Source organism: Caballeronia sordidicola, assembly GCF_001544455.2.
GTDB lineage: Bacteria > Pseudomonadota > Gammaproteobacteria > Burkholderiales > Burkholderiaceae > Caballeronia > Caballeronia sordidicola.
Genome location: NZ_FCOC02000008.1, coordinates 92,144 through 108,870 on the forward strand (window position 1 = coordinate 92,144; position 16,727 = coordinate 108,870).

14 protein-coding genes are annotated in these 16,727 nt (G+C 62.1%); 9 read left to right on the top strand and 5 right to left on the bottom strand.

Going from position 1 to position 16,727, the window contains the following annotated elements; translation table 11 throughout:
- Nucleotides 1-6: 6 nt before the first annotated feature.
- The 4 genes from AWB64_RS15100 to AWB64_RS15115 form a co-directional block, all read right to left on the bottom strand.
- Nucleotides 7-1,305 carry an MFS transporter gene (locus AWB64_RS15100; RefSeq protein WP_060856240.1) on the bottom strand — a complete coding sequence of 433 codons (1,299 nt, stop codon included), beginning with the start codon at nt 1,303-1,305 and terminating at the stop codon, nt 7-9.
- A gap of 31 nt (nt 1,306-1,336) precedes the next feature.
- Entirely contained in the window at nt 1,337-2,308 is a 972-nt protein-coding gene (locus AWB64_RS15105; RefSeq protein WP_060856343.1) for a sugar kinase, read from the bottom strand.
- Nucleotides 2,309-2,366: 58 nt separating this feature from the next.
- Complete coding sequence (locus tag AWB64_RS15110; protein ID WP_244164070.1) at nt 2,367-3,194, bottom strand: sugar phosphate isomerase/epimerase family protein; 828 nt, start codon at nt 3,192-3,194, stop codon at nt 2,367-2,369.
- A 166-nt stretch (nt 3,195-3,360) separates the two neighbouring features.
- Nucleotides 3,361-4,245 (bottom strand): LysR family transcriptional regulator, encoded by an 885-nt coding sequence (locus tag AWB64_RS15115; protein WP_060856241.1) that lies wholly within the window; start codon nt 4,243-4,245, stop codon nt 3,361-3,363.
- Between the two features lie 106 nt (nt 4,246-4,351).
- On the opposite strand from AWB64_RS15115, the gene AWB64_RS15120 reads away from it, so the two are divergent.
- From AWB64_RS15120 to AWB64_RS15145, 6 genes are all read left to right on the top strand, one after another.
- Nucleotides 4,352-5,416: a YeiH family protein gene (locus tag AWB64_RS15120; RefSeq protein ID WP_060856242.1), complete on the top strand. Its 1,065-nt coding sequence runs from the start codon at nt 4,352-4,354 to the stop codon at nt 5,414-5,416.
- A 254-nt stretch (nt 5,417-5,670) separates the two neighbouring features.
- On the top strand, nt 5,671-6,405 hold the full coding sequence (locus tag AWB64_RS15125) for a glutathione S-transferase (protein ID WP_060856243.1): 735 nt from the start codon (nt 5,671-5,673) through the stop codon (nt 6,403-6,405).
- 52 nt (nt 6,406-6,457) lie between these two features.
- Nucleotides 6,458-7,261, top strand: coding sequence for an aldo/keto reductase (locus AWB64_RS15130; RefSeq protein ID WP_060856244.1), 804 nt, complete (start codon nt 6,458-6,460; stop codon nt 7,259-7,261).
- 166 nt (nt 7,262-7,427) lie between these two features.
- Complete coding sequence (locus tag AWB64_RS15135; RefSeq protein ID WP_060856245.1) at nt 7,428-9,164, top strand: ClcB-like voltage-gated chloride channel protein; 1,737 nt, start codon at nt 7,428-7,430, stop codon at nt 9,162-9,164.
- A gap of 276 nt (nt 9,165-9,440) precedes the next feature.
- Complete coding sequence (locus AWB64_RS15140) at nt 9,441-9,716, top strand: hypothetical protein (protein WP_060856246.1); 276 nt, start codon at nt 9,441-9,443, stop codon at nt 9,714-9,716.
- A gap of 27 nt (nt 9,717-9,743) precedes the next feature.
- The gene (locus AWB64_RS15145) at nt 9,744-9,986 is read left to right on the top strand and encodes a DUF2795 domain-containing protein (RefSeq protein WP_060856247.1); all 243 of its coding nucleotides are present in this window, start codon (nt 9,744-9,746) and stop codon (nt 9,984-9,986) included.
- Between the two features lie 19 nt (nt 9,987-10,005).
- Here AWB64_RS15145 and AWB64_RS15150 read toward each other — a convergent pair whose 3' ends face one another.
- On the bottom strand, nt 10,006-10,635 hold the full coding sequence (locus AWB64_RS15150; RefSeq protein WP_060856248.1) for a TetR/AcrR family transcriptional regulator: 630 nt from the start codon (nt 10,633-10,635) through the stop codon (nt 10,006-10,008).
- Nucleotides 10,636-10,882: 247 nt separating this feature from the next.
- Here AWB64_RS15150 and AWB64_RS15155 point away from each other — a divergent pair, with 247 nt between their 5' ends.
- Genes AWB64_RS15155 through AWB64_RS15165 form a run of 3 tightly spaced genes read left to right on the top strand, consistent with a single transcriptional unit; the run spans nt 10,883 to nt 16,682 of the window.
- Entirely contained in the window at nt 10,883-12,037 is a 1,155-nt protein-coding gene (locus AWB64_RS15155) for an efflux RND transporter periplasmic adaptor subunit (protein WP_060856345.1), read from the top strand.
- Nucleotides 12,034-15,219: an efflux RND transporter permease subunit gene (locus AWB64_RS15160; RefSeq protein ID WP_082850495.1), complete on the top strand. Its 3,186-nt coding sequence runs from the start codon at nt 12,034-12,036 to the stop codon at nt 15,217-15,219. Before AWB64_RS15155 ends, AWB64_RS15160 begins: the two co-directional genes overlap by 4 nt.
- On the top strand, nt 15,216-16,682 hold the full coding sequence (locus AWB64_RS15165) for an efflux transporter outer membrane subunit (protein WP_060856249.1): 1,467 nt from the start codon (nt 15,216-15,218) through the stop codon (nt 16,680-16,682). The genes AWB64_RS15160 and AWB64_RS15165 overlap by 4 nt, the downstream gene beginning before the upstream one ends.
- Nucleotides 16,683-16,727: the final 45 nt, after the last annotated feature.

A 16,727-nucleotide genomic window follows, 5' to 3' on the forward strand; every position in this document is an offset into this window, starting at 1 on the left:
ATCGGATTAGTGAGCGGCCAGTTTAGCGGCCGGCGCAACGGGTTGCGGTTTCACGGCAAGCGTCAGGATGACGGCGGCCACGAGCGCCGCGCTCATGAACACATACGACGCCGCGGGAGATCCTGTCGCGCCGTTCAAATAACCGACCACGTAGGAACCCACGAACGAGCCGAGCGCGCCCATGCTGTTGATCAGCGCCATTGCGCCGCCCGCGACGTTCTTCGGCAGGAGTTCCGGCACGATCGCGAAGAACGGACCATAAGGTGCGTACATGGCCGCGCCCGCGATCACGAGCAATGCATACGACGCCCAGAAATTCGTCGATCCCAGCATGTACGATCCCGCGAACGCGAACGCGCCGATCAGCAGGAACGGCCATACAAAAAGCTTGCGGCGTTCGAGTTTGTCCGATGCCCAGGACGCCGCGATCATCGCAATGGTCGCCGCGAGATACGGCACGGCGGAAAGCCAGCCGGTCTCGACCATGCCGAACGTGGAAGCGTTCTTGAGAATGGACGGCAGCCACAGCACGAAACCATACACGCCGATGCTCCAGCAGAAATACTGCGCGGAAAGCTTCATCACGGCCGGTGATTTGAACGCCTCGCCGTAGTTCTTGACCGGTTTGATCGCGGCTTGTTCCGCGCGCAGGGTTTCATCGAGCGCGCGCTTTTCCTGATCGGAAAGCCATTTCACCTGCGCCGGCTTGTCCTGCACGATAAACCACCAGATCACCGCCCAGATGATCGCCGGCACGCCTTCGACCACGAACATATGGCGCCAGCCAAACGCGTTGATCAGATAGCCCGACACCACCGACATCCACAGCACCGTGACCGGATTGCCGAGAATCAGGAACGTGTTGGCGCGCGAGCGCTCGGATTTCGTGAACCAGTTCGAGATGAAGATCAGCATGGCCGGCATCACGGCGGCCTCCACGATGCCGAGGACAAAGCGCAGCGCCATCAGCGAGGGAATGTTGGTCACCACGCCGGTCAGCGCCGCGCATCCGCCCCACAGGATCAGGCTTGTGAACACGAGCTTTTTCACGCTGCGCCGTTCGGCGTAGATGGCGCCGGGGATCTGGAAGAAAAAATAGCCGAGGAAAAACAACGCGCCGATCAGCGATGCCAGCCCCTTGCTGATCCCAAGATCGTGATTGATCCCCGCCGCCGATGCAAAGCCGAAGTTCGCCCGGTCGAGGTACGCGAGGCTGTAGGTGATGAACACGATCGGCATGATCGTCCACCAGCGGCGCACCGCGAGTGTGGGCTTGTTTGACGTGCTGTCGCTGATTTGTTGCATGCCTGGTCTCCTTTTTTGCACTCGCGCGCGATCAAGCGGCGTGTATGGCCGCGGGTGCGTGTTCCAGCTTGTCGAGTTCGGCGCGTGTAGGCAGGCCCTCGCTGTCGCCGATCACCTGGATTGCCAGCGCGCCGATGCGGTTGCCGCGCGACAACGCGTGACGCACATCGCGGCCTTCGAGCAGCGCGCTGACCACGCCGACGGCGAAACCATCGCCGGCGCCCACCGTGTCCACGACCTTTTCGACCGGGATCGCCGGCACCGTGCCCTGGTCGTTGTCCGCGGTGCGGAAATACGCGCCGTGCGCGCCGAGCTTTACCACGACGCCCTTCGCGCCCTGATCCAGATAAAACTGCGCAATGTCCTCGGGCGCCGTGTAGCCCGTCAGGATCTTGCCTTCGCTTACCCCCGGCATGACCCAGTCGGCGTGCGCGGCGAGCGCATTGAGCGCTTCGGCCATGGCTTCCTGCGACGGCCAGAGCGTGGGACGCAGGTTTGGATCGAAGGAAACGGTCTTGCCGGCCTTGCGCATTTCTGTCGCCATGTGGAACGCGAGTTCGCGCGATGTCGCCGAGATCGCGGGCGCCACGCCCGTCAAATGCAAATGGCGTGCGCCGAGCACGTAGTCCGCAACGTAGTCATCGAGCGACAAATGGCTCGCCGCCGACCCTTTGCGAAAATATTCGATGGCCGGATCGCTGCCGTCGTCGTTCTTCGATTTCAACTGGAACGCGGTGGGATAGCGGTCGTCGACTGTCACGCGGCTCGAGTCAATGCCTTCTTGCGCGAGCACATCGAGCACATAGCGGCCGAACGAATCATGGCCCACGCGGCTCATCCAGCCGACCTTGAAACCAAGCCGCGACAAGCCGATCGCCACATTCAGGTCGGCCCCGGCCACGCGCTTGGCAAAGTGTCCGACCTTGGCCAGATCGCCGGTTTCGGTCGCGACAAACAGCGTCATGGCTTCGCCGTAGGTCACGACGTCGAGTGCTGGGATCATGTTCGGTCCTTCGGTATTCATGTTCATTGAGTGCGTGTGCCGGGTTCGTGCTGGATTTTTATGCTGTTGCGATTTGCTGGACGTATCGGGCGGCATCGTCCGCCATGTGCGCCGGGTCAAACGGGAATTCGATACCACGCGGAACGTCGCGCGGGAGTTGAGCGAGGAGCGTGGTGAAGTAGGTGTCGTCCATTGCGGGCGCGGTTGCGAAACGCCGTGCGCCCTCGCCCTGCACGGCCTTGCAATGCACATATGTGACGTATTCCCCCAAGCGCTTTGCCGCGTCCAGCGGGTCCTGATTGGCCCAGCGCCAGTTGCCGGTATCGAAGGTCATCGAAAGTGTGTGTTTCCGTGGTTTCAATGCTTCGAACAAGGCCGCGAACGCATCGATCGTCCCACCTGCTTTCAGTTGACCGTTCTCGACCACGACCTTTGATTTCGACCCGGCGACGCCGGCAATCAGCCGATCAAGCGTGCTTTCGTCAGTTGCCGTGCCGGTCACCGGCGATCCGCCAAGCTGAAACTTGACGATACGCGCGCCGAGCGCATCGGCTTCGGCGAGCGTCAATGTCATCGCGGATTCATCGAGCGCGCCTTGGTCGTCAAACAACGTCGCAGGCGTGGAGTAGACCGGCCACATACCGGCGGCGCGGATCTTGTCGCCGAGTTCGCGCAGGGAATCGGGCTGCGACTGGGTGTCGTCAGCAAACAATTCGCGGCGCACTTCAAAGCCTGCCGCGCCCGCCTTCGCCGCGACCGCAGCCCAATGTGCGTGACCGTCGCGGCGAATTGCTTCCACCCCAAAGGCACTCGCCACGATGACAATCGGGACGTTCGTGACACGCGCGGTATTTTTGACCAGATTTACGGAATTGCCCTTTTCCACGATCGAATTCGCCCGATTATTTGCTTGGAACCGGTTCCAAATGCAGTTTTGAAAAAAGACGCGTGTGCGTCTCGATATGAGTGGAATGATCCGCCACCGGCCACTCAGTCGCCATCATGGATATCCCTAGGGCATTTCATCTGTCTAACGGATTGGCGCGACGCTTTCAGACTCCGCCTTCCAGACACAGCGCATAAAAGCTCGCCGCGACCCGCGACGGCGTGACTGCATGCGGCATCAGGATCGAAAACCGCCGCGTCAGAGGCTCCGGCGCGATTCGCAAACACTGCAGCGCGCCGTCCTCGTGCCGCATCGACATGGCCGATACAAAACCAACTCCCATTCCCGCCCTGACCGCTTCCTTCACGCCCTCCACACCCGCGATTTCCAGCGCGACGCGCATTTGCACGCCCGCCCGCGCGCACGCGCGCTCAACCAGTTGGCGCACGCCCGACCCCGCCTCGCGCAACACCAGCGGTCCGGCGCACAGCGCTTCCAGCGTGGCTTCGCCGTGCGCCTTCGACCAGGCGTGACCACTCGGCGCGATCGCCACGATCTCGTCCTCGCGCCACGCCGTGGCTTCGGTCCCCGGCGGCAGATCGGCGCCCACCGGCCCTTCGATCATGGCGATATCGAGCGAACCGAGCGCCGCGACGATCTCGGCCGTATTGCCGTCGATGGTATGAATAGTCACATCCGGATGTTGTCTGCGAAACGCCGCGATCAGATAAGGCAGAAGATAACTTGCGGGCGTTGTGCTCGCGCCGATCCGCAGTGTGCCGCTTTCAAGCCCGCGCAGAGCGTTGCGGTAAGCATGCGCCTGGGCGAAGGTTTCCCGGATTCGCGAGGCATACACGGCGAGTTGCTCGCCGGCAGCGGTCAGCCTTACGCCACGGCCATCGCGCTGATAAAGCGGCTCGCCAAACTCGTCCTGCAGCTGGCGCAACTGCCCGGACACCGCGGGCTGGGACAAATGCAGCGCAACCGCCGCCCGGCTGATGTTTCCATGCTCTGCAACAGTTGCAAACGTTATAAGCTGCTCAGGGGTCATATTGGTGAATGTATCAGTCCAGCCGATATTTTACATTCTAAATGACGATTTTTCATATCGATATATCGAGAATAGGATTGCATGGTCAAACCAAGGTGAAAAAACCATGTCCTCCGTCACTACGCCCGCCACTCACCACCGCGCGCCAGCCAGCCAGACGCGCGGCCAACTGAACGGCATTTTGTTTGTCGCGCTCTTCGCCGCCGCGGTCACGCAGGTATCGGCATTGCCGGTTGTCGCGAATCTGGGGCTGAGTCCGCTGATCGTCGGGATTGTCGCGGGCGCCATCTACGGCAACGCACTGCGCGACGGCATGCCGGAAAGCTGGGCATCGGGCGTGAACTTCTCGGCACGTAAGCTGTTGCGTATCGCCGTGGGATTTTTCGGACTGCGCGTGAGTCTGCAGGAAATCGCTCAGGTCGGGTTGCCTGGGCTGACGGTATCGGTGCTGGTAGTGGTGAGCACGCTTGCTATTGGCACGTGGGCGGGCATAAAGCTGATGAAGCTCGATCGCGATACAGCCCTGCTCACCGCCGCGGGCAGCGCGATTTGTGGCGCGGCAGCGGTCCTTGCGTTCGAATCGACGCTGCAATCCGAGCCGCATAAAAGCGCGATGGCCGTCGGCAGCGTGGTGCTGTTCGGCACGCTTTCCATGTTCCTTTACCCGCTCGCCGTGCACCTTGGCTGGTTGCATCTGGATACGCTGGGCGTGGGCTTGTTTTTCGGCGGCACGATTCACGAAGTCGCGCAGGTCGTGGGCGCGGCAAGCAACGTCAGCCCGGAAGCGACGCATATTGCGACCATCGTGAAAATGACGCGCGTGATGTTGCTCGTGCCGGTGCTGCTGGTGATCGGCATGTGGGTGAACCGGTCGCGCAGCGCCGCTCACGGTGCAAAGCGCAAGCTCGCCATTCCCTGGTTCGCGCTTGGTTTCCTTGCGCTGGTTATCGTGAATTCGCTGCACGTCTTGCCCGATACCACCACGCACACGCTCAATACGCTCGACACGTTCGCGCTCACCATGGCAATGACCGCGCTGGGAATCGAAACGCGGGTGGCGCAGATTCGCCGGGCCGGACCGCGTGCGCTGGTGACGGGGGCGATTCTGTATGCTTGGCTGATCGGCGGTGGACTTCTGATTACGATGGGTGTCGAAAAGCTGTTGAGATAATCGGCACCGATCACCTGGGCCTATGTGACAATTTTTCGAGTGAAGATCGCGAAACGCGCGAAAAATAAGTTTTTCAAATCAAATGCGCTTTCGCGACCCTAAACGTGCAAATGGCGTCCAGGCGAATCCGCTTACGGATATAGCGACCTTACGAATCATTCACGTTTGAATCCACGCGCCCTGCCATTCGTCGGCACAGCCGTTGCTACTTCCTCTTGCTCCGAAGCACAGCTTCACACGCGAGGACATGACGAATGGCGTACGAACTTTATTACTGGGACGGACTTCAGGGCCGCGGCGAATTTGTCCGGCTCGCACTTGAAGACGCGGGCGCGGACTACGTGGATGTCGTGCGCGGCGCGAAGAAAGACGGTCAAGGAATGGGCGCGATGACGAAGATCATCGAAAGCAAGAGCGAACCGCAGATTCCCTACGCTCCGCCGTTCCTGAAAGACGGCGAACTGATCGTGCCGCACGTCGCGAACATCTTGTTGTACCTTGGCCCCAGGCTCGGCCTCGCGCCCAAGGATGAAGGCCAGCGCTACGTAGCGAACGGCCTGCAGCTCACCATTGCCGACATGGTGACGGAGGTCCACGACACGCATCACCCGCTCGCCTCGGGCCTCTATTACGAGGACCAGAAAGATGCGGCGAAAGCGCGCGCGAAGGATTTCATCGATAATCGGATTCCCAAGTTCATGGGCTATTTCGAGCGTGTGCTCAAGCAAAATCCGCACGGCGACAAACACATGATCACCGACAAAACCACGTACGTGGACCTGTCGATATTCCAGCTCGTGGAAGGCCTGCACTATGCCTTCCCACGCGCGACAAAAAAGTTTGTGAAGCAATACCCGCGCGTGCAGGCGCTCCACGACGCCGTGCTGGAACGGCCAAACATTGCCGGGTATGTGGATTCGGAACGCCGGATTCCCTTCAATGAATCCGGCATCTTCCGTCATTATCCCGAACTGGATCAGGACGCCTGACCCGGACGGCCCTTGGATCAACGTAGACGAACGCAGTCAAAAGGAGCATCAGATGGTTGAAACGATTCCCTCATTCGGACTGGGCACTTTTCGTGTGGATGCCGAAAAGACCGTGAACGCGGTCAAAAGCGCGCTGCAACTGGGTTACCGCCATATCGACACCGCGAAGTTCTACAACAACGAAGAGTCCGTTGGCAAAGGCGTGCGCGACTCGGGCATTCCGCGCGAGGACATCTGGGTCACGACGAAGGTCTGGCACGACCAGTTGCGCCGTGCAGACGTGGTGAAAAGCCTTGTCGATAGCCACAAGAAACTGAACATCGGCACGATCGATCTTGCGCTGGTTCACTGGCCGTCGCCGGACAGCGTGGTGCCGATTGCCGAAACCATCGCGGGATTCCAGGATGCGCAGAAAGAAGGGCTGATCCGCCATTTCGGCGTATCGAACTTCACTGCTCCCTTGCTCGAGGAAGCGCTCAACGCGCCGGGCGGCGAAGGCATTGTGACGAACCAGTTCGAAATCAGCCCGTTCCTCGCGAACCGCAAGCTGGTCGAGGCAACGCAAAAGCTCGGCGTGAAAGCCACCGCCTACATGCCGCTTGGCGAAAGCCGCGCGCACAAGGATCCAACGCTCAACGAAATCGCGAAGAAACACGGCGTGACAGCGGCGCAAGTGACCTTCGCGTGGTTGTTGTCGCGCGATATCGTGGTGCTGTCGGCATCGACCAATCCGGAGCATCAGCAAACGAACTGGGACTCGCAAAAACTCAAGCTCGACGCCGACGACATCAAGAAAATCGACGCGTTAGACGAAGGCGAACGCCACGCCAAGCCGCCGTTCGCGCCGAAGTGGTGAGGTAGCAGCCTGACTGCCGGGAAACCCGGCCTTGCGCATGCAAGGCCGGGTTTTTTGTTGCCGCGAGCCGTCTGAACACACCGCGCAACCGGTCCCCACGGCCTGTCCCGGGTGATATCCTTGGCCCCGCATTCATCCGACTCGATCCAAGTCAAGCCAGGCTCACGTGCTGTCATTTCTCCTCAAGCTGCGTACCCGGGTACAGCGCCGGTTCCGTTTCTCCGAAGCCCATACCATGCTCGTATGGGCGGTCATTGTCGGCGTGGCCGGCGCGTTTGCGACGGCGGCATTCCGGATCGGTATCGACGAACTGCAGCGTCTGTTTGGCGGCGCGAACGGCAACTTCGTCGAGATGGCGACGCGCCTGCCGTGGCCAGTGCGCGTGGCGTTGCCCACGGCGGGCGGCTTGATCGCGGGATTGTGTCTCCTGATGGCGCGACGCCTTCCGGCGAGCCAGGCGCACGCCGACTATATGGAAGCCGTGACCATCGGCGACGGCGTCGTGCCGGTCTCGCAAAGTTTGTGGCGCAGCGTCTCGTCGCTCTTCACCATTGCGAGCGGCGGCTCCATTGGACGCGAAGGATCGATGGTCCAGCTCGCGGCGCTCTGTTCATCCCTGATCGGCCGATGGGTACACTTCGATCCCGCACGCCTGCGCCTGCTGGTTGCGTGCGGCGCGGCGGCCGGGATCACGTCGGCTTACAACGCGCCCATTGCCGGCGCGTTTTTCGTGACCGAGATCGTGCTCGGTTCCATCGTCATGGAAAGCTTCGGGCCGATCGTGGTGTCGTCGGTGGTCGCGAACATCACGATGCGAGAATTCGCGGGGTATCGGCCGCCTTACGAAATGCCGGTGTTCCCGACGGTGACGGGCGTCGAAGTGCTGTTGTTCGTGGCGCTCGGATTGATCTGCGGCGTGCTCGCGCCGTATTTCCTGCGGTTGCTTTCGGCATCGAAGGAACGCTTTGCCCGACTGCCCTTGCCTGTGCCCATCCGGCTCGCGCTCGGCGGACTGATTGTCGGCGGGATTTCCGTCTGGTATCCCGAGGTCTGGGGCAACGGCTACGAAGTCGTGAATTCGATCCTGCATCACGCATGGACCTGGGAAGCGCTCGCCGCCGTGCTGCTGTTCAAGATTGTCGCGACCGCCGCAACCGCCGGTTCGGGCGCGGTCGGCGGGATCTTCACGCCGACGCTCTTCGTGGGCGCGGTGGTCGGCTGCCTGTTCGGACTCGCGGCGCACGCCATCTGGCCGCACTCCACGTCAGCACCCTTCGCCTACGCAATGGTCGGCATGGGCGCGTTTCTCGCCGCCGCCACGCACGCGCCGCTCATGGCGATCCTGATGATCTTCGAAATGACGCTGAGCTATCAGGTCATGCTGCCGCTGATGCTGTCATGCGTGGTGGCGTTTTTCATCGCGCGGGCGTCGGCGCAGACGTCCATGTACGAAGTGACCTTGCGCCGCAACCGCGACGAAAAAGAACGCCTGCGCCTTGCCGCCACGCAGATGCGCGAACTCGTGAAACCCGCCGACACGGTGGTCCAGCTCGACGCGGACGTGAAAGCAATGACACGCGTGTTCCTCGAATATCCGGTCAAGTATCTGTATGTCGTCGATGCAGACAACCAGTTTCGCGGCGTGGTCGCGCTGAAGGACATCACGTCCGACCTGCTGGACGAACGCAATACCGAAGCGAAGAAGGCGGCGGATTATCTGCAGCCGCATTTCGATGTATTGACGCCGAACATGTCGCTCGGCGAAGCGCTCCAGCACTTCCTTGCGTTTCAGGGCGAGCGCCTGCCAGTCATCGACTGCGCGGCGCGGCCGGTGTTGCTCGGCGTGGTGTACAAGACCTCGCTGCTGGACGCCTATTTCCGGCTGAATCCGTCATCGCGTTGAATGGCGGGCCAAATCAGGACAAACCCGCGTTGAAATTGCGCACGGCGTGCAAAAACGCGGCGCGGGTCGCGAAGGAGGATAGAACGGGCGCTTCTAGAAATCACTCGAACAACTGCCGCTCGTACCCTGTCCACACAACCTTCTCGTGATCTCGAAAATCCTCAGCCGAATCTCGTTTGAACCGTCAAAGCCGATTGGCATAGCCTTTGCTCGAATCATCGCTAAAATTACTGTACTGCCTTGATCTGATTCGTTTTGTTGTCAGGAGGGTTGGCGATGAAAACCTCGACGGTGTTATCCATGGCGCTGGTCTCCGTGTCCTGCTACGCGGCGCCGCTTCATACGAGCGACGACGCGGCCTACGCCGCACGGCAGGAGCAAGCCATGCGCGTCGCGCTTGCCTTGCGCGCAAACGCAGCGCCGGTTTCGCCTCCCGCGCCGGACATCGCCGCGCAGGAAATCGATCACGCGCGCTGGCGTCACGTGCCGCTGCCGAAGTCGCGCTCGCCGAGCCACGGCATGGCGAGCCAGGTCGTGCAGGTCCGCACATAATTATTTGAACGACAACAAAGGATACAAATGACGGATACACGCATCAGCGAAAGCCTCAACTACGAGCCCATCGACGATGAAATTGCGCAAGTCCTGCGCGACATGAAGTTTCCGGCCAACAAGGACGGAATTGTCGATGCAGCCCGTGCCGCCGGCGTCAGCAACGACGTGATCGCCATTTTCGATGGATTGCCGGAACAGGATTACGCAAGTGCGGACTCGGTGGAGCAACTGCTCGGCAGCAATGGTGCGTCGGGCATATCGGCCTGAACCGCCGATATTCTGAGCATCAGACAGACCCGATTTTCTCCGCCCCGAATACCACGCGGCTGAAAAACTTCGCAAGCACGGCTTCGGACATCTCGGCACCACACGCTTGCGGATCCGACGTATAAAAAAACTGCATCCCGTCGATCAACGCCGTCAGGCCCAGCGCCAGTTCTTCGGCCGGCATGGGCAGCGGTGTTCCCGCCCGCTCCGAAAACGCGACAATATACGCCGTCGTTGTCTGCAACAGTTCCCGGATAAACGCATTGAATTGCGCGCGAAATTTTGCATCGCGGCTTGATTGCAATTTCGCCTCGACCCACAACAGAAAACACTTGTTGTCGCGATAACACTCGCTGTAATACTGCAGGAGCCGGGCTTCCATGTCGGCTCGGCTCGCTTCGCCGTCGAAGATGGAATGCAGCCGCTTCATGATGACGTCATGGTCGCGTTTGAGCAGTTCCAGGAACAACGCGGACTTGCTGCCGAAGTTCGAATAAAAAGCGCCGCGCGTATAGCCGGCCGACCCTGCGATGTCCTCGACACTCGCAGCGACAAATCCCTTCTTCATGAACACAGCTTGAGCAGCGTCCATCAAACGCTCTCTCGTCTGATCGCGACTCTGTTCCCGGGTGAGGCGAATTCGTTTCATGCGCGGAAGTCTATCATCTCAAAAATTTTGATACAGCCTCGATTCCAAATACAGTGTTGTATTAGAATGCACGATGTATTTGGTAGCGGCAAGTCCGAAAGCTTATGGGCATTGGCTTTCCAGCGCTTCGAGCGCCGCGCCCAAACCGCTCCAACATCTTGAAACGCGCTGCGGCAGACTGGATTGGCGTTGCGCGCCCAAACGTTTTGCGTCGAGGTCATTCGTGATACTGCAAGTCTGCCGTCGCATGTTTGCGTTGTTACTGCCGGGAGGCGCCAGGGTTTCGCGGCGCACCGCGTTAATCAGCTCGGTTGGCGTGCTCGCCGTCGTGGCGCTCGCGGCATGCGGCAAGAAGGAAGCGCCGCCCGCCGTCCTGCGTCCGGTGGTCGCCGTCGCCGCAGAAGCGGATACGAAGGCTTTGCAGTCGTCGTTGCCGGGGACCATCGAATCGCGCTATTCCACCCCGCTTTCGTTCCGGGTTGGTGGAAAGATCATCGAGCGCCGTGTGCGTCTCGGTGACCGGGTGAAGGCGGGCGAAATCGTGGCGCGCCTCGATCCCGCCGATAACACCAAGAACGCCGCAAGCGCGGCCGCGCAACTCTCCGCCGCTCAGCATCAGTTGACCTACGCCGAGCAGCAGGTCACGCGCGACCGCGCACAGGCGCAGGAAAATCTGATCTCGCGCGCGCAGCTCGAACAGACCGAAAACGCCTACGCCGCCGCGCTCGCACAGCGTAATCAGGCTCAGGCGCAGGCGGCGTTATCGCAGGATCAGCTGAAATACACCACGCTCGCCGCCGATAAAGCCGGCGTCATCACGGCGGAACAGGCCGATACAGGGCAAAACGTCTCCGCGGGGCAAGCGGTCTACAACCTCGCGTGGAGCGGGGAAATCGACGTGGTGTCCGACGTGCCGGAAACGTCGCTTGGCGCGCTCGCGGTTGGGCAGACCGCCACGGTCACTATCGGCGCGCTTTCCGGCAAGACATTCACGGCGCGCGTGCGGGAAGTGTCGCCCGCCGCGGATGCGCAAAGCCGGACGTATCGCGTGAGGCTGACTCTGGAATCGCCCACGCCGGAAGTCCGGCTCGGCATGACCGCCGATGTTGCGTTCGCCCAGGCGGCGGCGTCTTCCGCCTCCGGCACGCCAGCGCAGTCGTTCACGCTGCCCTCCACCGCGCTCTTTCATACGGGCAAGCTGCCTGCGGTCTGGATCGTCAAGGCCGACAATGCGCTCGAGTTGCGCCGCGTCGAGGTCTCGCGTTACGGCGAACGCACGGTGACGGTGTCGCAAGGGATTTCGGCAGGCGACCGCGTCGTGTGGCAAGGCGTCCATACCGTTTCCGCCGGCGAGAAAGTCCGCGTGGTCGCGCCGCTGCATCCAGAAGACTTCGCATCATGAGCGATCAGGATCGGGATCAGTCTGCCCGCGAAAAGGCGGCGGCTTCGGGCGATTATCGTCACGAGGAAGGCAGCTTCAATCTTTCTGCCTGGGCGTTGCGGCATCAGGCGCTGGTCGTGTTCCTGATCGCGATGGCGACCATTTTCGGCGTGCTCGCGTACACGCGGCTCGCGCAATCCGAAGACCCGCCGTTCACGTTCCGCGTGATGGTCATCCAGACCTTCTGGCCTGGCGCGACCGCGCGGCAGGTGCAGGAACAGGTCACCGACAAGATCGCGAAGAAGCTGCAGGAAACGCCATCCACGGATTTCCTGCGCAGCTATTCGCGCCCCGGCGAATCGCTTCTCTTCTTTACCATGAAAGACGGCGCGCCCGCGAAGGAGGTGCCGGAAGAGTGGTATCAGGTCCGGAAAAAAGTCGGCGACATTGCGTACACGCTGCCTCCCGGCGTGCAGGGACCGTATTTCAACGATGAATTCGGCGACGTCTTCACGAACATCTATACGCTCGAAGGAGATGGCTTTTCGCCGGCCCAGCTACACGATTACGCCGACTCGCTGCGCACCGTCCTGCTGCGCGTTCCCGGCGTCGCGAAGGTCAATTATTTCGGCGATCAGGACGAACGCGTCTACGTCGAGATATCGAATACGCAACTCACCCGGCTTGGCATATCGCCGCAACAGATCGCGCAGGCTATAGACGGACAGAACGCCGTCGCCCCCGCCGGCACAATGAACACGCCCAACGACCGCGTGTTCGTGCGCCCGAGCGGGCAGATCACCGACATGGCCGCCCTCGCCGACACGCTCATCCGCGTGAACGGCCGCTCGTTTCGCCTCGGCGACATTGCGACCATCAGGCGCGGTTATCTCGATCCGCCCGCCACGCAAATGCGCTCGGCTGAGAAGCCGGTGCTCGGTATCGGCATCACCATGCAGCCGGGGCAGGACGTCGTGCGTCTTGGCCGGGCGCTGGACGCTCAAGTGGCGCAACTGCGCACGCAGCTTCCCGCCGGGCTCGTGCTGAACGAAGTGTCGAGCATGCCGCACGCGGTATCGAAGTCGGTCGACGACTTTCTCGAAGCCGTGGCCGAAGCGGTCGTGATCGTGCTGATCGTGAGCCTTGTTTCGCTCGGGTTTCGCACCGGCATGGTGGTCGTGATCTCGATTCCGGTCGTGCTCGCGGTAACCGCGCTCTTCATGTATCTCTTCGATATCGGCCTGCACAAGGTCTCGCTTGGCACACTGATCCTCGCGCTCGGCCTGCTGGTCGACGACGCGATCATCGCGGTGGAAATGATGGCCGTGAAGCTCGAGCAAGGATGGAACCGCTCGCGCGCCGCGGCTTACGCGTACACCAGCACGGCGTTCCCTATGCTCACCGGCACGCTTGTCACCGTCGGCGGTTTCCTGCCGATCGCGCTCGCCAAATCCAGCACGGGCGAATACACGCGCTCGATCTTCGAGGTGTCCGCGATCGCGCTGATTGCGTCGTGGTTCGCGGCGGTCGTGCTGATTCCGCTGCTCGGCTACAAGCTGCTGCCGGAGCGCAAGCGCGAGGCGCATCACGCGCCCGATCATGAACACGACATTTACGACACGAAGTTCTACACGCGGCTGCGCGGCTGGCTCACGTGGTGTATCGAGCGGCGTTTCGTGGTGCTCGGCATCACGATCGTGCTGTTCGTGATCGCCATGGCGGGCTTCACGCTCGTGCCGCAGCAGTTCTTCCCGAGTTCGGACCGCTCCGAACTGCTGGTCGATGTCCGCCTGCAGGAAGGCGCGTCGTTCGACGCCACGTTGCGCGAAACCAGGCGTCTCGAGAAGGTGCTCGAAGGACGGCCCGAGATCGATCATGTGGTGAATTTTGTCGGCACGGGCGCGCCGCGTTTTTACCTGCCGCTCGACCAGCAGTTGCCGCAGCCCAACTTCGCGCAGTTCGTGATCACGGCGAAATCCGTGGAGGACCGCGAGAAACTGGCAAGCTGGCTCGGACCCGTGTTGCGCGAGAAGTTTTCATCGATACGAACGCGTTTGTCGCGACTCGAAAACGGACCGCCGGTCGGCTATCCGGTCCAATTCCGCGTCAGCGGCGACGACCTGCCGACGGTGCGCGGCATCGCGGAAAAAGTCTTCGCCGAAATGCGCGCCGACAGCGGCACGTCCAACGTTCAATACGATTGGGACGAACCCTCGGAGCGTTCGGTGCGCTTTCAGATCGACCAGAAGAAAGCGCGTGAACTCGGCGTGAGCTCGCAGGACGTGTCCAACTTCCTTGCAATGCAGTTCACCGGTTACACGGTCACGCAGTATCGCGAGCGCGACAAGCTGATCAGCGTCGACCTGCGCGCGCCGCTGCGTGAACGCGTCGATCCGGCGAGACTCGCCACGCTCGCCATGCCAACGCCCAATGGCGCCGTGCCGCTCGGGACGATCGGTCATGTCGTCAACGATCTGGAATATGGCGTGATCTGGGAACGGGATCGTCAGCCGACCATCACCGTGCAATCGGATGTGCGCGCGGGCGCGCAAGGTATCGACGTGACGCATGCCATAGAAAAGAAACTCGGCACGCTGCGCGCGAGCCTGCCGGTGGGTTACAGGATCGAAGTGGGCGGCCCGGTTGAGGAAAGCGGCAAGGGTCAGGCTTCCATCAATGCGCAAATGCCGATCATGGTGATCGTCGTGCTGACGCTGCTGATGATCCAGTTGCAGAGCTTCGCACGCGTGATGATGGTCGTGCTGACCGCGCCGCTAGGGCTGATCGGCGTGGTGATCACGCTGCTGCTTTTCAACAAGCCGTTTGGTTTTGTCGCCATGCTGGGTGTGATCGCCATGTTCGGAATCATCATGCGCAACTCCGTGATTCTCGTGGATCAGATCGAGCAGGACATCGCGGCGGGACATCCGCGCTTCGACGCCATTGTGGGCGCAACCGTGCGGCGCTTCCGGCCGATAACGCTGACAGCCGCGGCCGCTGTGCTCGCGCTGATCCCGCTCCTGCGCAGCAACTTCTTCGGCCCGATGGCGACCGCGCTGATGGGCGGCATCACGAGCGCCACCGTGCTCACGCTGTTTTACCTGCCGGCGTTGTATGCAGCTTCGTTCAGGGTGAAGCACCATGAGCGCGCGGGTCATCAGGACCCCAACACGCCCGCTGCTGGCGACGGAGGCCGCTCATGATGCGCTTTTCCTTGACCACGCTTGCGTTCGCGTCAGTGCTCTCGGCGTGCTCGTTCGGACCGGACGGCAAGCCGCCCGCGTTGCCGCCTGTGTCGCATTACGGCGTCACGGCGCAGCCGTCGCATACCGTCTCGGCCGAAGGCGTCTCACAAACCTTCGATGCCAGCGCGAAGCCCGTTCCCGACTGGTGGAAGCTCTACCGGTCCGACGCGCTGAACGCGCTTGTAGACGAAGGCCTGCGCAACAGCCCGAACCTCGCCGCCGCCGACAAAAGCCTCGCGGCCGCGCGCGAGCAACTGCGGGCGCAGATCGGCTCGTCGATGCTGCCGAGCATCGACCTGGGCGGCCAGGTCGACCGCGAGCGTGCTATCGGCGTGCCGAATTTCGGTCCGCCAACGGTGCTCTATAACCTGTTCGTCGGCCAGATCCGTGCGCAATACACGTTCGATCTGTTCGGTGCGGCGCGCCTGGCCGACCGCGCGCTGGCGGCCCAGGTGGACAGCCAGTCCTGGCAATTCGATGCCGCCCGCCGCGCGCTTGCCGCGAACATCGTGACGGGCGCGATCGGCGCCGCCGCGTTGCGCGCGCAAATCGATACGACCGAGCGCCTCGTCGTTCTCGCCGACGAAGACGCGCGCGAGACGCAGCGCCGCTATGAACTTGGCTCCGCCTCGCGTTCGGACGCGCTCAACGCGCGATCGAGCGCGGCCGGGCTTGCGGCTTCGCTTCCCGGCCTCAAGGCGCAATGGCTCTCGACGCGTCATGCGCTCGCCGTGATGCTCGGCCGCACGCCCGATCAGGCGCCGCCCGATCTCGACCTCGCGGCGCTCACGGTGCCGGCGAACGTGCCGGTCGTGGTGCCGTCGGACCTGCTTGCAAGCCGCCCCGACATCCAGGCCGCCGATGCCTTGCTCAAGGCCGCCGCCGCGCAGGTCGGCGTGGCGACCGCGCAGATGTTCCCGAGCTTGTCGCTGTCGGCGCAAATGGGCAAGGCCGGTTTTAGCTGGCCCACGGCGCTCTCCGGCGCGGGCGCGATCTGGGGCATTGGCGCGTCGCTCTCGCAGCCGCTCTTTCACGGCGGCGCGCTGCTCGCGCAAAAGCGCGCGGCGCAGGCGAGCTACGAGGCTGCGGTCTCGCAGTACAAGCAAACGGTCCTGACGGCGTTCCGCAATGTCGCCGATTCCCTCGCGGCGCTCGAGCAGGACAACGAGGCGCTCAGTTTCGCCGATACCGCTAGCCGCACGTCCATGAGCGTCTTCTCCGATTCCACGGCACGTGCGCGGCTCGGCGCCATTGCGCCTTCGTCGGTACGCGCAAGCGAACGGCAATACCGGAACGCAAGGCTCGACGCGATCCGGTACGAAAGTGCGCGCCTCACCGATACCGCGCTCCTGTTCCAGGCAATGGGCTCGCCGAACGGCGGCGCGGCAAACGTCGCGGCAGCGGCTGATCCCGCCAAATAACCTGTCACATTGTTGAACGCTCTTTTACGAACCGTGCACCCGGAA

Excerpts from the sequence above, each read along its gene's own strand:
- AWB64_RS15100 (WP_060856240.1), bottom strand. The coding sequence starts at position 1,305 with ATGCAACAAATCAGCGACAGCACGTCAAACAAGCCCACACTCGCGGTG.
- AWB64_RS15105 (WP_060856343.1), bottom strand. The coding sequence starts at position 2,308 with ATGATCCCAGCACTCGACGTCGTGACCTACGGCGAAGCCATGACGCTG.
- AWB64_RS15115 (WP_060856241.1), bottom strand. The coding sequence starts at position 4,245 with ATGACCCCTGAGCAGCTTATAACGTTTGCAACTGTTGCAGAGCATGGA.
- AWB64_RS15120 (WP_060856242.1), top strand. The coding sequence starts at position 4,352 with ATGTCCTCCGTCACTACGCCCGCCACTCACCACCGCGCGCCAGCCAGC.
- AWB64_RS15125 (WP_060856243.1), top strand. The coding sequence starts at position 5,671 with ATGGCGTACGAACTTTATTACTGGGACGGACTTCAGGGCCGCGGCGAA.
- AWB64_RS15130 (WP_060856244.1), top strand. The coding sequence starts at position 6,458 with ATGGTTGAAACGATTCCCTCATTCGGACTGGGCACTTTTCGTGTGGAT.
- AWB64_RS15140 (WP_060856246.1), top strand. The coding sequence starts at position 9,441 with ATGAAAACCTCGACGGTGTTATCCATGGCGCTGGTCTCCGTGTCCTGC.
- AWB64_RS15145 (WP_060856247.1), top strand. The coding sequence starts at position 9,744 with ATGACGGATACACGCATCAGCGAAAGCCTCAACTACGAGCCCATCGAC.
- AWB64_RS15150 (WP_060856248.1), bottom strand. The coding sequence starts at position 10,635 with ATGAAACGAATTCGCCTCACCCGGGAACAGAGTCGCGATCAGACGAGA.
- AWB64_RS15155 (WP_060856345.1), top strand. The coding sequence starts at position 10,883 with ATGTTTGCGTTGTTACTGCCGGGAGGCGCCAGGGTTTCGCGGCGCACC.
- AWB64_RS15160 (WP_082850495.1), top strand. The coding sequence starts at position 12,034 with ATGAGCGATCAGGATCGGGATCAGTCTGCCCGCGAAAAGGCGGCGGCT.
- AWB64_RS15165 (WP_060856249.1), top strand. The coding sequence starts at position 15,216 with ATGATGCGCTTTTCCTTGACCACGCTTGCGTTCGCGTCAGTGCTCTCG.